This window comes from Pseudomonas sp. T1.Ur (assembly GCF_023516725.1).
In the GTDB taxonomy this organism is placed as follows: Bacteria; Pseudomonadota; Gammaproteobacteria; order Pseudomonadales; family Pseudomonadaceae; genus Aquipseudomonas; species Aquipseudomonas alvandae.
This window is the reverse complement of record NZ_JAMGSN010000001.1, coordinates 3,417,669-3,433,925: the sequence shown is the minus strand read 5'-3', so window position 1 is coordinate 3,433,925 and position 16,257 is coordinate 3,417,669. Positions and strand designations below refer to the sequence as shown.

15 protein-coding genes are annotated in these 16,257 nt (G+C 60.8%); 10 read left to right on the top strand and 5 right to left on the bottom strand.

Translation table 11 applies throughout. The annotated features are described in order from the left end of the window. Nucleotides 1–2: 2 nt before the first annotated feature. Nucleotides 3–1,523: a cysteate racemase gene (cuyB, locus tag M8Q45_RS15220; protein ID WP_249875426.1), complete on the top strand. Its 1,521-nt coding sequence runs from the start codon at nucleotides 3–5 to the stop codon at nucleotides 1,521–1,523. On the opposite strand, the gene M8Q45_RS15215 is transcribed toward cuyB, so the two are convergent. Beyond that, the gene (locus tag M8Q45_RS15215; RefSeq protein WP_249875425.1) at nucleotides 1,507–2,424 is read right to left on the bottom strand and encodes an AraC family transcriptional regulator; all 918 of its coding nucleotides are present in this window, start codon (nucleotides 2,422–2,424) and stop codon (nucleotides 1,507–1,509) included. The two genes, cuyB and M8Q45_RS15215, sit on opposite strands and share 17 nt — an antisense overlap. A 240-nt stretch (nucleotides 2,425–2,664) precedes the next feature. Here M8Q45_RS15215 and M8Q45_RS15210 point away from each other — a divergent pair, with 240 nt between their 5' ends. Then, entirely contained in the window at nucleotides 2,665–3,888 is a 1,224-nt protein-coding gene (locus M8Q45_RS15210; RefSeq protein WP_249875424.1) for an MFS transporter, read from the top strand. Nucleotides 3,889–3,995: 107 nt separating this feature from the next. Continuing rightward, nucleotides 3,996–4,238, top strand: coding sequence for a hypothetical protein (locus M8Q45_RS15205; RefSeq protein ID WP_249875423.1), 243 nt, complete (start codon nucleotides 3,996–3,998; stop codon nucleotides 4,236–4,238). A gap of 34 nt (nucleotides 4,239–4,272) precedes the next feature. Here the strand turns inward: M8Q45_RS15205 and M8Q45_RS15200 are convergent, their stop codons facing one another. The 3 genes from M8Q45_RS15200 to M8Q45_RS15195 form a co-directional block, all read right to left on the bottom strand. Continuing rightward, nucleotides 4,273–4,752 (bottom strand): hypothetical protein, encoded by a 480-nt coding sequence (locus M8Q45_RS15200; RefSeq protein ID WP_249875422.1) that lies wholly within the window; start codon nucleotides 4,750–4,752, stop codon nucleotides 4,273–4,275. Between the two features lie 78 nt (nucleotides 4,753–4,830). Continuing rightward, nucleotides 4,831–4,959 carry a hypothetical protein gene (locus M8Q45_RS28420; protein WP_283939048.1) on the bottom strand — a complete coding sequence of 43 codons (129 nt, stop codon included), beginning with the start codon at nucleotides 4,957–4,959 and terminating at the stop codon, nucleotides 4,831–4,833. A 173-nt stretch (nucleotides 4,960–5,132) separates the two neighbouring features. Then, the gene (locus M8Q45_RS15195) at nucleotides 5,133–6,281 is read right to left on the bottom strand and encodes a mechanosensitive ion channel family protein (RefSeq protein WP_249875421.1); all 1,149 of its coding nucleotides are present in this window, start codon (nucleotides 6,279–6,281) and stop codon (nucleotides 5,133–5,135) included. A 191-nt stretch (nucleotides 6,282–6,472) separates the two neighbouring features. On the opposite strand from M8Q45_RS15195, the gene arsN2 reads away from it, so the two are divergent. The 7 genes from arsN2 (at nucleotide 6,473) to M8Q45_RS15160 (ending at nucleotide 15,814) form a co-directional block, all read left to right on the top strand. After that, complete coding sequence (gene arsN2, locus M8Q45_RS15190; protein WP_249875420.1) at nucleotides 6,473–6,898, top strand: arsenic resistance N-acetyltransferase ArsN2; 426 nt, start codon at nucleotides 6,473–6,475, stop codon at nucleotides 6,896–6,898. Between the two features lie 228 nt (nucleotides 6,899–7,126). Further along, entirely contained in the window at nucleotides 7,127–7,786 is a 660-nt protein-coding gene (locus M8Q45_RS15185; RefSeq protein WP_249875419.1) for a ribonuclease T2 family protein, read from the top strand. 223 nt (nucleotides 7,787–8,009) lie between these two features. Beyond that, nucleotides 8,010–9,581 carry a sensor domain-containing diguanylate cyclase gene (locus M8Q45_RS15180; protein WP_249875418.1) on the top strand — a complete coding sequence of 524 codons (1,572 nt, stop codon included), beginning with the start codon at nucleotides 8,010–8,012 and terminating at the stop codon, nucleotides 9,579–9,581. A 202-nt stretch (nucleotides 9,582–9,783) separates the two neighbouring features. Further along, nucleotides 9,784–12,360: a bifunctional diguanylate cyclase/phosphodiesterase gene (locus M8Q45_RS15175; protein ID WP_249875417.1), complete on the top strand. Its 2,577-nt coding sequence runs from the start codon at nucleotides 9,784–9,786 to the stop codon at nucleotides 12,358–12,360. A 69-nt stretch (nucleotides 12,361–12,429) separates the two neighbouring features. Next, complete coding sequence (gene xth, locus M8Q45_RS15170) at nucleotides 12,430–13,224, top strand: exodeoxyribonuclease III (protein WP_030140005.1); 795 nt, start codon at nucleotides 12,430–12,432, stop codon at nucleotides 13,222–13,224. 109 nt (nucleotides 13,225–13,333) lie between these two features. After that, nucleotides 13,334–14,155 (top strand): arylamine N-acetyltransferase family protein, encoded by an 822-nt coding sequence (locus tag M8Q45_RS15165; RefSeq protein WP_249875416.1) that lies wholly within the window; start codon nucleotides 13,334–13,336, stop codon nucleotides 14,153–14,155. Nucleotides 14,156–14,293: 138 nt separating this feature from the next. After that, nucleotides 14,294–15,814, top strand: coding sequence for a nucleobase:cation symporter-2 family protein (locus M8Q45_RS15160; protein ID WP_249875415.1), 1,521 nt, complete (start codon nucleotides 14,294–14,296; stop codon nucleotides 15,812–15,814). A gap of 83 nt (nucleotides 15,815–15,897) precedes the next feature. On the opposite strand, the gene M8Q45_RS15155 is transcribed toward M8Q45_RS15160, so the two are convergent. After that, nucleotides 15,898–16,248 (bottom strand): hypothetical protein, encoded by a 351-nt coding sequence (locus M8Q45_RS15155; RefSeq protein WP_198797801.1) that lies wholly within the window; start codon nucleotides 16,246–16,248, stop codon nucleotides 15,898–15,900. Nucleotides 16,249–16,257: the final 9 nt, after the last annotated feature.

Below are 16,257 nucleotides of genomic sequence, written 5' to 3'. Positions count from 1 at the left end.
ATATGAAGGCCAAGGGCAAGTTGACCCGCGACGCATCTATCGTCTGCAAATTGGGTATCGTCGGTGGCCTGGGGTCGCTGGCCGGCGGTGACCTGTTCTACAAACTGGTCAAGTCCAGGGCGGTGATCGAAGACCAGGGCCGCTATCACTTCCTGTTTGAACAGCATCCGTTCAAGGACGTGCTGCTGCCCTTGGACGCAGGCGCGAGCATGACGTCGCGCAAGTTCTACGTGTTCCAAGTGTGCAAGGCCTTCGAGGCGAACGGCCTGGATGCGGTGCTGCTGCCATGCTTCGCCAGCCAGACCTTTCGCGCGGAAATCGAAGCTGAACTGGGCATTACGGTGCTGGACATGATGGCGGCCCTGAATCGGCACATCCGCCGTAGCGTCACTGTCGGCGCAACGTTGGGCGTGATCGCTTCCGACTTCGTTCGCCATTGTGGCCTGTTCGAAGGGCACTTTGGCGACGAGTACCGGATTGTCTACCCCGACGCCGAGTCGCAGGCGAGCGTGATGGACGCGATGTACGGCCTCGACGGTATCAAGGACGGCCACTTCGATGGCCCGCCGCTCGAGGCGGTCCACCAAGCCTGCCTTTCGTTGCGAGCCCAGGGCGCAACGATAATCGTCCCCGGCATGACCGAACTTTCTCTGATCTGTGCGCGTTTGCAGGATCGTGGGCTGACGGTCCTGGACATCAACCAGATCTATGCGGATTTCGCGACGACGGACCCGCAACGTCCCCATCGCCCAGGATTCAAGCTCGGTATCGTCGGCGGTGTCGGGCCCGCCGCCACGGTGGACTTCATGGCCAAGGTGGTCGCCAATACGCCCGCCGACAAGGACCAGGACCACATCAAGCTGGTGGTCGAGCAGAACCCGCAGATCCCCGACCGCACGGCCAGCCTGCTACGCGATGAGGCGGACCCGACGATGGCGCTGTACGCCACCTGCAAACGCCTCGAAAGTGCGGGCGCCGACGCCATCGCAATTCCGTGCAATACGGCCCACGCATTCGTCGAACGCATCCAGGCGCATCTGACGGTGCCGATCGTGAACATGCTGGCCGAGACGGTCGAGTGGATCGTGAACGCGTACGGTTCCGGCAAGGCAGTCGGTCTGCTGGCGACGTCCGGTACCTTGCAGAGCCAGGTCTATCATCAGGCGGCCAGCCGCGCCGGGCTGGCAATCGTTACGCCCGGTGTCGACTATCAGGCCATGGTGATGGACGCCATCTACGGGCCGCGAGGCATCAAGGCCGGTTTCACCGAGGGGCTTTGCCGGGAGCAGCTATTGCTGGCGGCTGAGCACTTGTGTGAACTGGGGGCGCAGGTGTTGATTCTTGGCTGTACGGAGTTGCCGTTGGTGTTGAGGCATTGCGAGGCGTTCGATATCAACGGGCATCAGGTGGCGCTTGTCGACCCCACTCTGATCCTTGCACGCAAGTGTATTGCGCTGGCGGGCCAGGTTGAGGGCTCCTCGACCCAATGGAGCCGGGCACCGCGAATCAGTCAGCGTTCATGACATTCGCCGGCCTGCGCAACGCCGCAATGTCCCGCTTCGGCGACGCGCCGAACAAACGGCTGTATTCGCGGCTGAACTGCGAAGGGCTTTCATAGCCGACCTGGTAGGCGGCGCTCGCCACGTCCAGGTGCTCGTTGAGCATCAAGCGCTTCGCTTCGTTCAACCGCAGCCACTTCTGGTATTGCAGCGGGCTCATCGCCGTGAGCTGGCGGAAGTGATGGTGGAAGGTCGGGGCGCTCATCTGCACGCGCGCCGCGAGGTCGTCCACGCGAACGGGCCCGGTGTAGTTGAGTTTCAACCAGTCGATGGCCTTGGCGATCCGGTAACCCTGGCTGTCGACGGAGGCAATCTGCCTCAGCCGCGCGGCCTGGTCGCTCATCAACAGTCGATAGTGGATCTCCCGCTGGATCAGGGGGGCCAGCACGGGGATCGCTTCGGGTTCATCGAGCAGCGCCAGCAGACGTACGAACGGCTCGAGGAAATCCGCTGACGCCGTGCCGATACTCGCGCCAATCCCGACGGGGCGCTCGACACTGGGCGCCACGCCACCCTGGGCGACCAGATCGGCGACCATGCGCAAGTCAAGCCGCATGACCAGGCCGAGGCATGGCTGCCCGGGGCTGGCCGTCAGCACTTCGGAGTTGGCGGGCATGTCCAGTGACGTCATCAGGAAGCGTGTGGTGTCGTACCCGTACGCCTGGCCGCCGATCCACACCTGCTTCATCCCTTGGGCGACGAGGACGATGCTGGGCTCGATCATGCAGATCATGGGCGGGGCAGGGGCGTCGCGACGGAAAAAGCACAGGCCCGCGATTGACGTTTCAAAGTCGCCCGCGCCTGCCGTCCGGGTGCCGATGAGTTTTGCGAGCCGGTCTTGTGGCGATCTGCCTTGGATGGTCATGTCGATTCTGTCTGGGTTGATAGCTATGGGCAGGACATTAACCCGCCAAGCGAAGCGTTGCCTATGCGTGACCAGCGGGTTCACAGGATCGGGCAAGAACTCCAGCGAAATGTTCTACCGACCGTCGATACCCATTCGAGAAAATACCCGTCGGATTCAGTTCATGGCGCCATCGTCGCCGTCGCGAGCAAGCTTGCTCCCACGAGGGCTTTCGAGCGCTCCAGAAGTTTCAGGATTGTTATGACCCCTATCTCATCGCTAGAACCACAGGACCCACCTGCATGGGGCGCGGTGCTTGCCATGTCGCTGGCTGCCTTTGCCCTTGTTGCGTCCGAATTCATGCCCGTCAGCTTGCTGACGCCGGTGGCGACGGACCTCCGGATCACTGAAGGGCAGGCCGGCCAGGGCATCGCCGTCTCGGGTGCCTTCGCCCTGGTCACCAGCCTGTTCATCGCGCCGATCGCGGCCCGGGTCGAGCGCAAGTGGCTGCTCTCGGCACTGACGCTGTTGATGATTTTGTCCGGCACGGTGGCGGCACTCGCGCCCAGTTACCTGATTTTCATGGTCGGTCGCGCGCTGATTGGCGTGGCGATTGGCGGCTTCTGGTCGCTGTCGGCGGCCACGGCCATGCGGCTGGTGCCGGAAGATAAAGTCCCTCGCGCCTTGGCCATCGTCAACGGTGGCAACGCCCTGGCGACAGTGGTCGCGGCGCCGCTGGGCAGCTTTCTGGGGGCGATCATTGGCTGGCGTGGCGCGTTTTTCTGCATCGTACCGGTCGCCGCACTCGCCCTGGCGTGGTTGCTGTTGAGCCTGCCCTCGATGCCCACCCAGGCGAAGCGCGGCGCAGGGAATCCTTTCAAGCTCATGACCCGGGCGCCGGTGGCGTTGGGCATGCTGGCGGTCAGCACGTTCTTCATGGGCCAGTTCATGTTGTTCACCTATTTGCGGCCGTTCCTGGAAACCGTGACGCAGGTGGGTGTCTCGCTGCTTTCGCTGATGTTGTTGGCGATCGGCCTGGCGGGTTTGCTTGGCACGTTCCTGATCGGCGCGTTCTTGAAGAACGGCCTGTATCGCACGCTCATTGTCATCCCGCTGTTGATGGCCGTGATCGCCCTCGCGCTGGTGGGGTTCGGTAGTTCCGCGTCGGTCACGGCTGTGCTGCTCGGCCTCTGGGGCCTGGTGGCCACGGCGGCGCCTGTGGGGTGGTGGACTTGGCTGGCCAGAACGTTGCCGGACGATGCCGAGGCCGGAGGCGGTTTGATGGTTGCGATCGTCCAGCTCGCCATCGCCTCGGGGGCCACGGTGGGCGGCGTTCTGTTTGACTCAAGCGGTTATCGCGCGACCTTTGAGACCAGCGCGGCCGTATTGGTTGTTGCCGCTGTCTTGACGATCCTGGCTGCTCGCGCGGCGGCTCGACAATCCTCGCGGACATCGCGCGCCAGGATATACGGCACGGTGGGTTGAGAGGCACCGTTGGGCGCCTGCGGTTGGTGGCACATTGATATCTTGGTAAGCTCCAGGCTGGTTACCTACCGAGTTGGTTAGTTGTGTCTACTGAAAGAATCCAGCCCTTGGAGCAAGCCCTCCTGGCAGTCATCGCCGCTGCGGGAAAAATGGGCATCAGTTGCGATGAGTTATGCGCGCATGCGGTCGGCGGGCTCGTGTCGGAGCAATACTGGGCTTGGGCGGATGCCCAACATGCCGGGCGCGCCGCCGATGAGATCGACAATGCCTTGGCGATCCTCGTTGGCAGGCAAGCAGGGACGCCGACCAAAAGCGGGCCCGACGTGACATTCGAATCGGCTCCAAACTAAGAGCGGGCGACTCGTTGAGTCGCCCGCTTTCTTTTCATAGGCCCAAGCCTTCCTCGATGATCGAGAGGAAATCATCTTCATCCAATGTGACGGGTTCGGGCCGTGGTTGTCCGGTTGGCTGTAGATGCCAGCGCGACTCGCCATGTTCGCCCACCGTCCGCAGGATGCAGCGCTGCATGCCTTTGAGGTGGATTTCGATGCACCCTTCGGCGCCGGGGGAGAAGCGGGCGATCGGATCAAGCGAGATGCGGTGGTGATTTCCTTCGATGACCAATTGATCAATGGCGTAGTTATACGTCGATCCGCTGGAATGACGCTCGAATACATGGGTGGGGTTACGCCGGATAACCAGGCCCGCCTCACAGACCGGCGCCAGCCAGGTTTCAAGCTGGCGATACAGCTCGTACACCTGGCCAGGCCAATGTTCGATCGCCAGGTCGGCGCAGTTGTCGGTGTCGGCCGGTGTGCGTTGGGCCTGCCTCAGCTTCGCCGCGAGTTCGTCTGCCTTGCTCATGTCGATTCCCTGTCGTGGTGATGGGTTGAGCTTAGCTGAAGGGGCGGGGTGGTCAGTTGCGCTGGGTCATGGGCGATCTTATTTGCTCGCAACGCGTTGGTTAGGAACGTTGCGTTCCTGCGAGTTGCCGGCTGGCTGACGCTTCCCTTGGACGATCTTATCCATTTGCTTCACGCTTTCCATCAGCTCATCGAAAAATTTGCTCACGGTTATCTCCGGGGATTGATGACCATTCCCGTTGTTTTGTGTTGGTCGCTCGTCAGCTCTGCTGCTCATAGTTGATATTCGCCATTGGCTTACCGGCGGACAAGGCTATCCGACGTGACTCCCACCTTCACCCCATGACTTGTAACGTAATCCTCCAATCCCTTTGCGGGCGGCTAATGTTGCGCCCGAAGTGACGGAGCCATTTGTCCGGAGTTCGCGTCATTTCCTCTGGTTAACTGCTCAGGCATCTCCGGCAACGAAGCCACATGCACGGCCCGGGACGGCATGGCGAAGCGCACGCCGATTCTGGCGAATTCATCCATCATCCCCAGGTTGATGGCTTGCTGGATGTCCATGTAGACGTTGTAGCTGGGGTCCAGGACGATGTAGACCGTTTCGAATTCCAGCGTGCTTTCACCGAAACCGCGAAAGTGCGCGCGGTCGAAGCGGGTTTTTTCCTGGGCCTTGATGATCTTTTCGACGATGACAGGCACTTGGCGAAGCTGTTCGGTCGAGCATTCCTGAGGCAGGGCGAACTCAAAGACGATGCGGCGTTCCTGCAGCCGTTTGTAGTTCTGGATGGTGGTGCTGATCATCCCGGCGTTGGCCATGACGATCTGCTCGCCGCCCAGGCTGCGGATGCGTGTGGTCTTCAGGCCGACATGCTCCACGGTACCGGCCAGCGAGCCGACGACAATGAAGTCACCCACTTCGAACGGTTTGTCCACGGCAATCGACAGCGAGGCGAACAGGTCGCCAAGGATGTTCTGTACGGCGAGCGCAACGGCGATGCCGCCGACACCGAGGCTGGCAATGAACGCCGTGATGTTCACGCCGAGGTTGGAGAGCATGGCCAGCAGCACCACCGCCCACAGGAACACTTTCGCGCCCCAGAGGCTCAAGGTGGCCAGGGCACTTTTCTGATGGATATCGCTGTGGCTGTGCCGCGCGAAATAGTGCATCAGCGCCAGGGCGATCGCCCGGTTCGCCCACAGTCCCACCTGCAAGGCCGCGACCACGAACCAGAGGCTGCTGACCCGTCCGAGCCAGCGTTCTGGCAGATCCAGCACACCGATACCTATGAGGATCGAGGCCAGCAGCAACAAGGTGTTGCTGGTGCTGGACAGCACCTCGACGGCGATATGGCTGATGTAGGCGTCGGGCTTCTGCGCCCGGGCCCGCACGTTTTTCAATAGGAAGCCGATACCGGCCCTGGCGACGATGAAACTCAGCGTCATCACGCTGAGGGCCAGTAACCAATTGGCGATGGAAATGCCGAGCAGTTGGGTGTCGGTAAAAATTTCGAGGGAGCTTGAATCCATTGGCGGGTCACCTGTGCCATTGCTGTTCAGGTTGTGCCCAGGCCGATTCGTTGCGAAGGCACGGGCCGGGCCATGAACTTTGTTAGTTCAGATGAGACGGGTGCCGTTCAAATTTATTACCGGACCGATTGCGAGCCTTTGAGTAAGCAGCGTAGCTTTACCCAAACACTAAGAGGGCCCTCGTCTTGCTCATGACAGTATTGAACAAAGAACAACTAGAGCCTTTGCGGGAGGCTCTTGTCCGGGCTCGTCTCCCGGTAGATGACCTGGACCATCCGGGCCGCTGTTTTTTCACGTTTAGTCTACAAGGCATCGATATGGCATTCGGTGGAATCGAGGGGGAGCGCGCCGATCGGCTGCTGCGCTCTCTGGTCGTCCTGGATGGCCATCGCGGACGTGGCATCGGCGCGACAGTGCTGGCGACGCTTGAGGCGTTTGCAAAACGCGAGGGGGTGGTGCGGCTTCACTTGCTGACCGACACCGCCACAGCCTTTTTTGTGGGGCAGGGATATCGGGTGCGAGACCGCTCCCTGGCGCCTGCTTCAATCAGTGCTACGGCTCAATTCCGGACCCTGTGTCCAGCCACGGCGGCTTATCTGAGCAAGCGCCTTGCCTGATGCATCAGGTTTACCGTCAACCCGGCCAGGTCGCCAGGTATCGGGCCTCGGTTGAGTGCGGCAGTTCAGAACTCGAAGGCCGCTTGCGTTAGGGGTGTTACATATTTCAGATGGCCCCCGAGACGGTTTGCTTGTAAAAAATCCTCCGTTGAATGCTGAGATCAAATTGAAATGATCACGGGCCGGACTCTGATTCCAGCCAGTAGCACATCTACCCAAGGAGGGGTTATGAAACAACGTTTTCCTATCATCATGCTGTTCATCCTGTCGCTGGGCTTCATCAGCACAGGCAACGCCCGCGAGCCGCGCGGCGCCGGAGTCGAGCCGGTTGCAGGGGTATTCGACTATTACGTACTGTCGCTGTCCTGGTCACCTACCTTCTGCCTTACCCATCAGAACGACTCGCAATGCTCCGGCAAAGGCTACGGTTTTGTCCTGCACGGTCTCTGGCCGCAATATGCCAAGGGTGGCTGGCCACAATCGTGTTCGACCGAGATGCCCTTGACCGCTGCCGAGCGCGAGAAGGGCTTGACGCTATTTCCTACCCGCAAACTGCTGGAACATGAGTGGTCCAAGCACGGCACCTGCAGCGGCCTCGGTGCCATGGGTTACCTAGACGCTTCCGACCGGGCGCTTGGAGCAGTGAAGATTCCGACGCCATTGCAACCTTTCACTTCCTCTCATTATTTTGAAGCCGATGAAATCATCCGGCTGTTTCGCCAAAGCAATCCTGGTATCGAGGCCGATGGTGTCGCCGTGATTTGCCGTGGTCCGCAGCTATCGGAAGTGCGGGTGTGCATGGACAAGGACTTGGCATTTACCGCCTGTGGCAAAGGCGTCAAGACTCAATGCAGGGCCGGCGAAATCCGGGTCCCCCCGGTTCGCTGAGCGCATTTTCCGACACAGAGGCGGTATGTCCCGCCAAAGGCATGTTCAATGAGCTTTTGAAGGGCATATCGGCCAGAAAATACCGGGGTTTTTGGATCCATCTGGCCATCCATCGACTTCCTCCTAAAGGCAAATTGCCGGCCCCCAAGCGGTACGCTAAGCTCCCGATTATTGGGGGCTTTTGAGCGATTCGCTCATGTTTTGCCCTCCCCAGGATTTTCGCTTGCCTATCCCCATCCATGATCCGAACCATGCGCCCGGCGGCGCCTTGAAACGCCTGCCGTTGCTCAAGGCTGCGGTGACGTTCATCGCTGCCGTGTGCCTGTGCCTTTGTGCTTTGCTCTATTTGCAATTGGAGCAGTCCCGTCGTCATGACCTGGACTCGGCGCGTATCGCCTCGGCCAACCTCACCCGGGCCATGGCCCAACAGGCCCAGGACACGTTCGTACAGGCCGACCTCGTGCTGGCCAGCCTGGCGGACTGGATCCAGAACGACGGGTTCGGCCCGTCGACACGACCGCGCCTGCAGCAGACCTTCGCCCGGCGGGTGCAGTCGCTGGAGCAATTGCATGGCCTGTTCCTGTTCGACAAGAACGGCCAGTGGGTCATCACGTCCTTTGCGAGCCTGCACCGGGGCGCGGGGATCGCGGATCGTGATTATTTCAAGTTTCACCAGCAGAACGCCTCGCTGATCGCCCATGTCGGCCCGGCGATCCGGAGTCGACAAAACGGTGATTGGATCATCCCGGTTTCCCGCCGATTGAATGACGCCAAAGGCAATTTCCAGGGCGTGCTGATGGCCGGCATCAAGATGTCGTATTTCGATCATTTCTTCAGGAGTTTCAATCTCGACGCCAAAGGTGAAATGGCCCTGGCGCTGTCCGACGGGACGTTGCTGGCGCGCCGGCCGTTCGACGAAGGCCTGATCGGCCAACCGCTGGCCGAGGAGCACATCTATAAGCATGAGCCGTCGAACGCCGGAGCCGGCGATGCGATCATTCGCAGCGCCCCCGACGGCGTTGTCAGGCTTTATGCGCACCAGCACTTGCAGGCTTATCCGCTGGTGGTGACCGCGGCGATGTCCGAGGAGGCGATCCTGGCGGGGTGGTACGACACGGCTTTTCAATCCAGCCTCATCGTTGCCTTGGTGGTGTTGGGTATCTGTTTGTTCGGCTGGGTATTCGTGCGTCAGGTGCGCAACAGCGAGCGGATCGAGGCGGACCTGCGCAAGGCCCAGGAGGCGTTGGAACTGATCGCCACCCACGACAGCCTGACCGGGCTGGCGAACCGACGGTTGTTCGAGCGGGCGCTGGACATCGAATTTGGCCGAGGCGCCCGTCAGCGCAGCCCCTTGAGCCTGATCATGCTCGACATCGATTTTTTCAAGCGCTACAACGACACCTACGGGCACGTTGCTGGCGACCACTGCCTGGCTGAGGTGGCGAGGGTGCTAAAGGGTTGCTGCCACCGCAAGGCCGACCTGGCGGTGCGTTTTGGCGGTGAAGAATTCGCGGTCCTGCTGCCCGATACGAGCCTGCAAGGGGCCATGGCATTGGCCGAGCAGATCCGTCGCAGCGTCATCGACAAAAACATCATTCATTCGGGTTCTCCCACCGGCTACCTGACGGTGAGCCTGGGCTGTCATGCCTTCGTGCCCAGCAGCCTGGATAGCATCGAAGTCTTCATCCAACGAGCTGACGCGGCGCTGTACCAGGCCAAGCACGGCGGGCGGAACCGCGTCGCGGCGCTGTCGATGGAAGATGGGCTCTGTGCGTTGGAGCGCTCTGACCGTTGATAACGGTTGGAATCATCGGTCACGGACAGCGGTCCATTGCACAACACTTCCTACACATGGCGCGTAGGCCCTTTCGGCAAATCCTGTGGGTTCGTCAATAGGCGCGGGTTGGCTGCTAAGGTTAAAAAACCGAGGGTCGATTGCGATTCATGTTGTGAAGCTTGCACGGCGAAGCCAGCGCCGAAAGGACAGGAGCAGGTCGATGGATACCACTGCCGATACCCCTTCTGACGTCACCCGACATGCGCCGATTACCCTGCGCCTGGTCGCAGGCCTTGGCGTGTTGTTTGTCGCGGGTGTCATGGTGGCCATCGCCGTGTTGTTCAACATCGCGCAGAAGCTGGACGCGGAGGACGTGCGCAAGACGCATTTCTATATCGAACGCGCCCTCGATAATCGGATCACGGCGTCGAAAAACTACATCACCAGCTACGCCTTCTGGACCACGGCGTATGAGCACCTCAATGGCGAAGTCGATGTGCAGTGGGCCTATGCCGAACAGAACATGGGCAAGACCCTGTTCACCAACGATGAGTACGACGGTGTGTTCGTGATTGATCGCGAGCGCACCAAGTATGCGGTGGTACGCGGACAGAATATCCAGGCTGAGGCGACGGCGTATCTCGACACGCCATTGGCGGACCTGGTGGATCAACTCCAGGCTCAGGCCGACCTGACGATGCCGTTGATCCGCTACACGCTGTTCGACGGCTGGCCGGCCATTATCACTGCATCGGCGATTACGCCCAACGACGAGCGCCCCCAAGTCGATCGCCGAGGCACGTCGGTGTTGCTGTTCGTTGATCAGTTAACCCCGGTCAAGCTGCGCAAGTTGGGCAAGGGCTATGGCCTCACCGACTTGAACCTGGTGAAGGACACGGCGTTGGCTTCCGGCCAGCCCGCCGTGCCGCTGGACAGCACCGGCTACAGCCTGGTGTCGCGGCTGGAGCGGCCGGGCCAGCAACTGCTCTGGTCCCTGCTACCGCCATTGGGCGGGGCGTTGCTGATCCTGGCGTTGCTCACCGCCTACTTTTTTCGATATGCCATGCGTACGGCTCGCCAGGTGGACGCGGGGTATGACAGCCTCGAAAAGTCGAAACACGCCCTCGAGGCCAGCGAAGAACGCTTCCGCGCCGTGGCCGAGGCCGCGTCCGACTGGATCTGGGAAATCGACAGCCATCGGCACATCACCTACCTGTCGGGGCGCTTCAACACGGTCACGGGTTTTTCCGACCAGCAATGGCTGGGGCAGGATATCGAACAGCTCCTGTACTGCGACACCACGCCGATTGCCTTGTGGCTGAGCAAACTGGACGAAGAACAGCACGCCAGCAACTTGCGTTGCTCGTACCGCGACCATTCCGGCCAATTGCGATTCTGTCGAGTGTCGGCGCGGCCCATCCATGACATGGCCGTCGTAACCGGGTATCGCGGCACCGCCAGTGATATCACCGACGAGGTGGCGGCCCATGCCCAGGTCCAGCACCTGTCGATGCACGATGCCCTGACCGGCCTGCCGAACCGCAACAAATTGGCGCGTCACCTGGATGATGCCTTGGTGGCCAAGGAACATTCCGCGCCGCTGGCGCTGCTGATGGTGGACCTGGACAACTTCAAACCGATCAACGATTCGCTCGGCCATCCAGCCGGTGATGCGGTCCTGCTGGAAGTGGCCCAGCGGCTTCGCGACTGCACCCGTGAGCACGACATGGTGGCGCGCCTGGGCGGTGATGAGTTTGTCGTTGTGCTCAATGGGATGGAAAACACCACTGAGATTGACCGGTTCTGTGCACGGCTGATCGAAAGCCTGCAGCAGCCGATCCACTACGAGACTCACTCGCTGCACATCGGTGCCAGTATCGGCATCGCCGTCAGCCGCCGCCACGGCTACGTGCCGGGCGAGCTGATCCGCTGCGCCGACATTGCCCTCTACCAGGCCAAGTCCGAGGGCAAGAAGACCTGGTGCTATTTTGCTTCGCACATGAACGATCAGATCCAGCATCGTCGCCAGCTGGAAAACGACCTGCGCCAGGCGGTGAAAAAAAACGAATTCGTCCTGCATTTCCAACCGCGCTACACGGTTGATGGGCGGGAGATCGTTGCCGTCGAGGCGTTGGTCCGCTGGCAACATCCAACCCAAGGCTTGCTGGGGCCCGATGCGTTTATTCCATTGGCCGAGCAAACCGACCTGATTGTCCCGCTTTCACGCTGGGTGTTGCGTGAAGCCTGCGAAACCGCGCTGACCTGGCCGGGTGCGCTGATGGTGTCGGTCAATCTGTCGCCGGCCCAATTCGAACGCAGCGACGTCGTCGAGGATGTGCGCCAGGTATTGATCGAAACCCATTTCCCGGCGAGTCGCCTGGAGTTGGAAATCACCGAGAACGTCATGCTCAACGATGTGGACGGCGCGCTGCAGGTCATGAATGCGCTCAAGGAATTGGGCGTGCGCTTGAATATGGATGATTTCGGTACCGGTTATTCGTCCCTTGGTTATTTGCGCACCTATCCGTTCGATGGCATCAAGATCGATAAGCGCTTCATCGCTTCCATGAGCAACAGCAGCAATGACCGCGCCGTGGTCCAGGCGATCATCAACCTGGGCAAGGCGATGGGCCTGACCGTGACCGCGGAAGGCGTGGAAACCCTGGCCCAACTGGGTTCGTTGGGCACCGATCAATGCCACGAAGTGCAAGGCTATTTCCTCAGCCGGCCCATCGACAAGCAGGCGTTTGCGGACCTGCTCGAAAGCGGTCGATCGTTGCCGCGAACTGGTTCCTGAGAATTTGTTGCAACCTGCGCAGCTTGCCGCCGGTCACAGATAGTGTCTTGGCATATCGAGTTATGGCCCATGAAAAACCTGCGGATCGCGACCTTCAACATCAACGGCATCCGGGCCCGGCTACCTAATCTGCTGGAGTGGCTGGAGCGGGAGAAACCAGACGTCGTCTGTTTGCAGGAACTCAAGGCGGCGGACAAGGACTTTCCCGCGGCGGAGTTGGAGTCGGTGGGGTATGGATCGATCTGGCATGGCCAGGCCTCATGGAATGGCGTCGCCATCCTGGCCCGCGATGCGCAGCCGCTGGAGAGCCGGCGCGGTCTGCCGGGCGGCGACGATGACAGTCACAGTCGTTACCTTGAAGCGGCGGTGCATGGCGTCCTGGTGGGGTGCCTTTATCTGCCTAATGGCAACCCACAGCCGGGTCCGAAGTTCGAATACAAACTGGCCTGGTTCGAGCGGTTGATCGACTATGCGCAGGGACTGCAGGCGAGTGACCATCCGGTGGTGCTGGCTGGCGACTACAACGTCGTGCCCACTGACATGGACATCTACAACCCGCGCTCCTGGCTCAAGGATGCGCTGTTGCAGCCAGAAAGCCGCGAATGCTATCAGCGATTGCTGGACCAAGGCTGGACAGACGCATTGCGCCACCTCTACCCCGAGGAGCGGATTTACACCTTCTGGGATTATTTCCGTCAGCACTGGCAGAAGAATTCCGGGCTGCGCATCGACCACCTGTTGCTCAATCCGCTGGCCAGTGCCTACCTGAGCGAGGCGGGCGTGGACGCCTGGGTGAGGAACCAGCCACATCCCAGCGACCATGCCCCGACCTGGATCCGGTTGTCTTCGCGCAAGCGGCGTTGAACGGGGCGTGGCACCCGGCAGATTGTCCGTGGACGGGAAATGCCTTATACCTGCCCAATCGCAGCGCGCTTATTGAAAGCGCTGCACTCCACAGGAAAGGAAGTCCCCCATGAGCCAACTTCGACTGAGCGATACCGGTCGTTATCTGCGACGCCTGGGCTTCGACTCGGCACCGCCACCCACCCTTGAAACGCTGCGCCAGCTTCAATGGCGCCACACCGCCGAGTTCCCCTTTGAAACGCTTTCGACACTGCTGCGCGAACCCGTGCCGATCGACCTGGAGTCGGTGGAGCGGAAGGTTTTCGAACAGGGGCGCGGCGGTTATTGCTACGAACTCAATCAACTGTTCTTCGCACTGTTGCAGGCGCTCGGCTTCAATGCCCGGGCGATCACCGGCCGGGTGGTCATGAATGCACCTGACGGTGCCTGGACCGCGCGAACCCATCGCTTGAGCCTGGTGACGATCGATGATGTTCGCTATATCACCGACGTCGGCTTCGGCGGCATGGTGCCGACTGCGCCACTGCTGCTGGATAGCCGCGAGATGCAGCTGACCCCGCATGAGCCGTATCGAATCGACGCCAACGAGGACGGCTATCTGTTGCGTGCAAAAGTCGCCGATGAATGGCGTCCGATGTACCTGTTCGATCTGCAGCGCCAAGAGGAAATCGACTTCACCGTCGGCAATTGGTACGTCTGCTCCCACCCGGAGTCACCGTTCATGGGCCGCCTGATGGTCGCCCGCACCGGCGATGGGGTGCGCAAGACCCTGAACGGCAACAGCTATGCGTTGCACCGAATCGGGCACGAAAGCGAGCGCCGCACCATCAACGAAGCCGATGAATTGATTGAATTGCTGGAGAGTGAGTTCAGCCTGCGAGTGCCGCCACTGGCGTCGCTGCGCCCGGCAATCGAGCAGCTATTGGTGTGACGTTTTGATCATTATGGTTTGGAAATTGCAGTCCTGTTGATGCCACCACTGGCGACAAGTTGTATACAACTCTATGGACATTTGTCCTGAGTTTTGAATACAGTGTGCGCATAACAAAAAACAGGGAACCCCCGAACCATGAAAACGCCCCATGTTTCACTCCCACGGCCCGAGGACGAAAACCTCGGCGTCGGCGCGAATATGGCTTACGGCCTGCAACATGTGTTGACCATGTACGGCGGCATCGTCGCAGTGCCCTTGATCATCGGCCAGGCGGCCGGGTTGTCGCCGGCAGACATCGGCCTGCTGATCGCCGCCTCATTGTTTGCGGGGGGGCTGGCGACCTTGCTGCAAACCCTTGGCCTGCCGTTTTTTGGCTGCCAATTACCGCTGGTCCAAGGCGTTTCGTTCTCAGGCGTCGCGACCATGGTCGCGATTGTTGGCACCGGTGGCGAAGGGGGCTTCCAGGCGATCCTGGGCGCGGTCATCGCCGCCTCCTTGATTGGCCTGTTGATCACCCCGGTGTTTTCGCGGATCACCCGGTTCTTCCCGCCGCTGGTGACCGGCATTGTCATCACCACCATCGGCCTGACCCTGATGCCAGTGGCGGCGCGCTGGGCGATGGGCGGCAACAGCCACGCCCCTGACTTCGGCAGCATGGCCAACATCGGCTTGGCCGCTGTGACGCTGGTACTGGTGCTGTTGTTGAGCAAAATGGGCAGCGCGACCATTTCCCGGCTGTCGATCCTGCTGGCGATGGTCATCGGTACGGTCATCGCGGTGTTCCTCGGCATGGCCGACTTTTCGTCGGTCAGCGAAGGCCCGATGTTCGGCTTCCCGACGCCGTTCCACTTTGGCATGCCGACCTTTCATATCGCTGCGATTCTGTCGATGTGCATTGTCATCATGGTAACGCTGGTGGAGACCTCAGCCGACATCCTGGCGGTGGGCGAGATCATCGACACCAAGGTCGACTCCCGACGGCTGGGCAACGGCTTGCGGGCTGACATGCTGTCGAGCATGATCGCGCCGATCTTCGGCTCGTTCACCCAGAGTGCCTTCGCCCAGAACGTCGGCCTGGTGGCGGTGACCGGCATCAAAAGTCGTTTCGTGGTGGCCACTGGCGGGGTATTCCTGGTGGTGCTCGGGCTGTTGCCGTTCATGGGACGGGTGATTGCCGCCGTGCCGACGTCGGTACTCGGCGGTGCCGGTATCGTGCTGTTCGGTACCGTTGCCGCCAGCGGTATCCGCACTCTGTCGAAGGTCGACTACCGCAACAACGTCAACCTGATCATTGTCGCCACGTCCATCGGCTTTGGCATGATTCCCATCGCCGCGCCTAACTTCTACGATCATTTCCCAAGCTGGTTCGCGACGATCTTCCATTCAGGCATCAGCTCGTCGGCCATCATGGCGATTGTCCTGAACCTCGCCTTCAACCACCTCACCGCCGGTAACTCCGATCAACAATCGGTGTTCGCCGCCGGCACCGAGCGGGTCCTGCGGTATCAGGATCTGGCCGCGTTGCGCGAAGGTGACTATTTCAGCGACGGCAAACTGCACGACTGCGATGGCAATGAGATACCGGTGGTGGCGGTGCCTGACCATCTGGCGCCAGAGCATGGCCCGGCGCGCCTGAAAAGCAGCGAGCATGTCTGAATCCTGGTAACAGGTACTCCTCCATGAAAAAAGCAGCCTGTGGTCATCGACCACAGGCTGCTTTTTTTTTGCCTGATGACTGATTACCAGCGACCGTAATGGCCGCGTGGCGGGCCGTAGTAATAGCCCCGTGGTGGTCCGTAATAAACCGGCGCCGGGCGGTAGTAGATCGGTTGTTCCACATACACCGGCTGCGGCTGGTAGTAGACCGGTGGCGGTTGCTGCACATAGACCGGTTGCGGCTGCACATAAACGGGCTGTTGGACGTACACCGGCCGGTCACGGCTGATGAGCGCGGAGCCGACGATGGCAGAGCCGACGATGGCGCCGAACACTGCGGGCCCCTCCCAACCACCGCGACCATGGGCGGATGCCTGGCCGGTGACCGCGAGTGCCCCCACGAGCAGGGCGATGATGGGGAGTGTGCGTTTCATGGCGATTCC

Excerpts from the sequence above, each read along its gene's own strand:
- cuyB (WP_249875426.1), top strand. The coding sequence starts at position 3 with ATGAAGGCCAAGGGCAAGTTGACCCGCGACGCATCTATCGTCTGCAAA.
- M8Q45_RS15215 (WP_249875425.1), bottom strand. The coding sequence starts at position 2,424 with ATGACCATCCAAGGCAGATCGCCACAAGACCGGCTCGCAAAACTCATC.
- M8Q45_RS15210 (WP_249875424.1), top strand. The coding sequence starts at position 2,665 with ATGACCCCTATCTCATCGCTAGAACCACAGGACCCACCTGCATGGGGC.
- M8Q45_RS15200 (WP_249875422.1), bottom strand. The coding sequence starts at position 4,752 with ATGAGCAAGGCAGACGAACTCGCGGCGAAGCTGAGGCAGGCCCAACGC.
- M8Q45_RS15195 (WP_249875421.1), bottom strand. The coding sequence starts at position 6,281 with ATGGATTCAAGCTCCCTCGAAATTTTTACCGACACCCAACTGCTCGGC.
- arsN2 (WP_249875420.1), top strand. The coding sequence starts at position 6,473 with ATGACAGTATTGAACAAAGAACAACTAGAGCCTTTGCGGGAGGCTCTT.
- M8Q45_RS15185 (WP_249875419.1), top strand. The coding sequence starts at position 7,127 with ATGAAACAACGTTTTCCTATCATCATGCTGTTCATCCTGTCGCTGGGC.
- M8Q45_RS15175 (WP_249875417.1), top strand. The coding sequence starts at position 9,784 with ATGGATACCACTGCCGATACCCCTTCTGACGTCACCCGACATGCGCCG.
- xth (WP_030140005.1), top strand. The coding sequence starts at position 12,430 with ATGAAAAACCTGCGGATCGCGACCTTCAACATCAACGGCATCCGGGCC.
- M8Q45_RS15165 (WP_249875416.1), top strand. The coding sequence starts at position 13,334 with ATGAGCCAACTTCGACTGAGCGATACCGGTCGTTATCTGCGACGCCTG.
- M8Q45_RS15160 (WP_249875415.1), top strand. The coding sequence starts at position 14,294 with ATGAAAACGCCCCATGTTTCACTCCCACGGCCCGAGGACGAAAACCTC.
- M8Q45_RS15155 (WP_198797801.1), bottom strand. The coding sequence starts at position 16,248 with ATGAAACGCACACTCCCCATCATCGCCCTGCTCGTGGGGGCACTCGCG.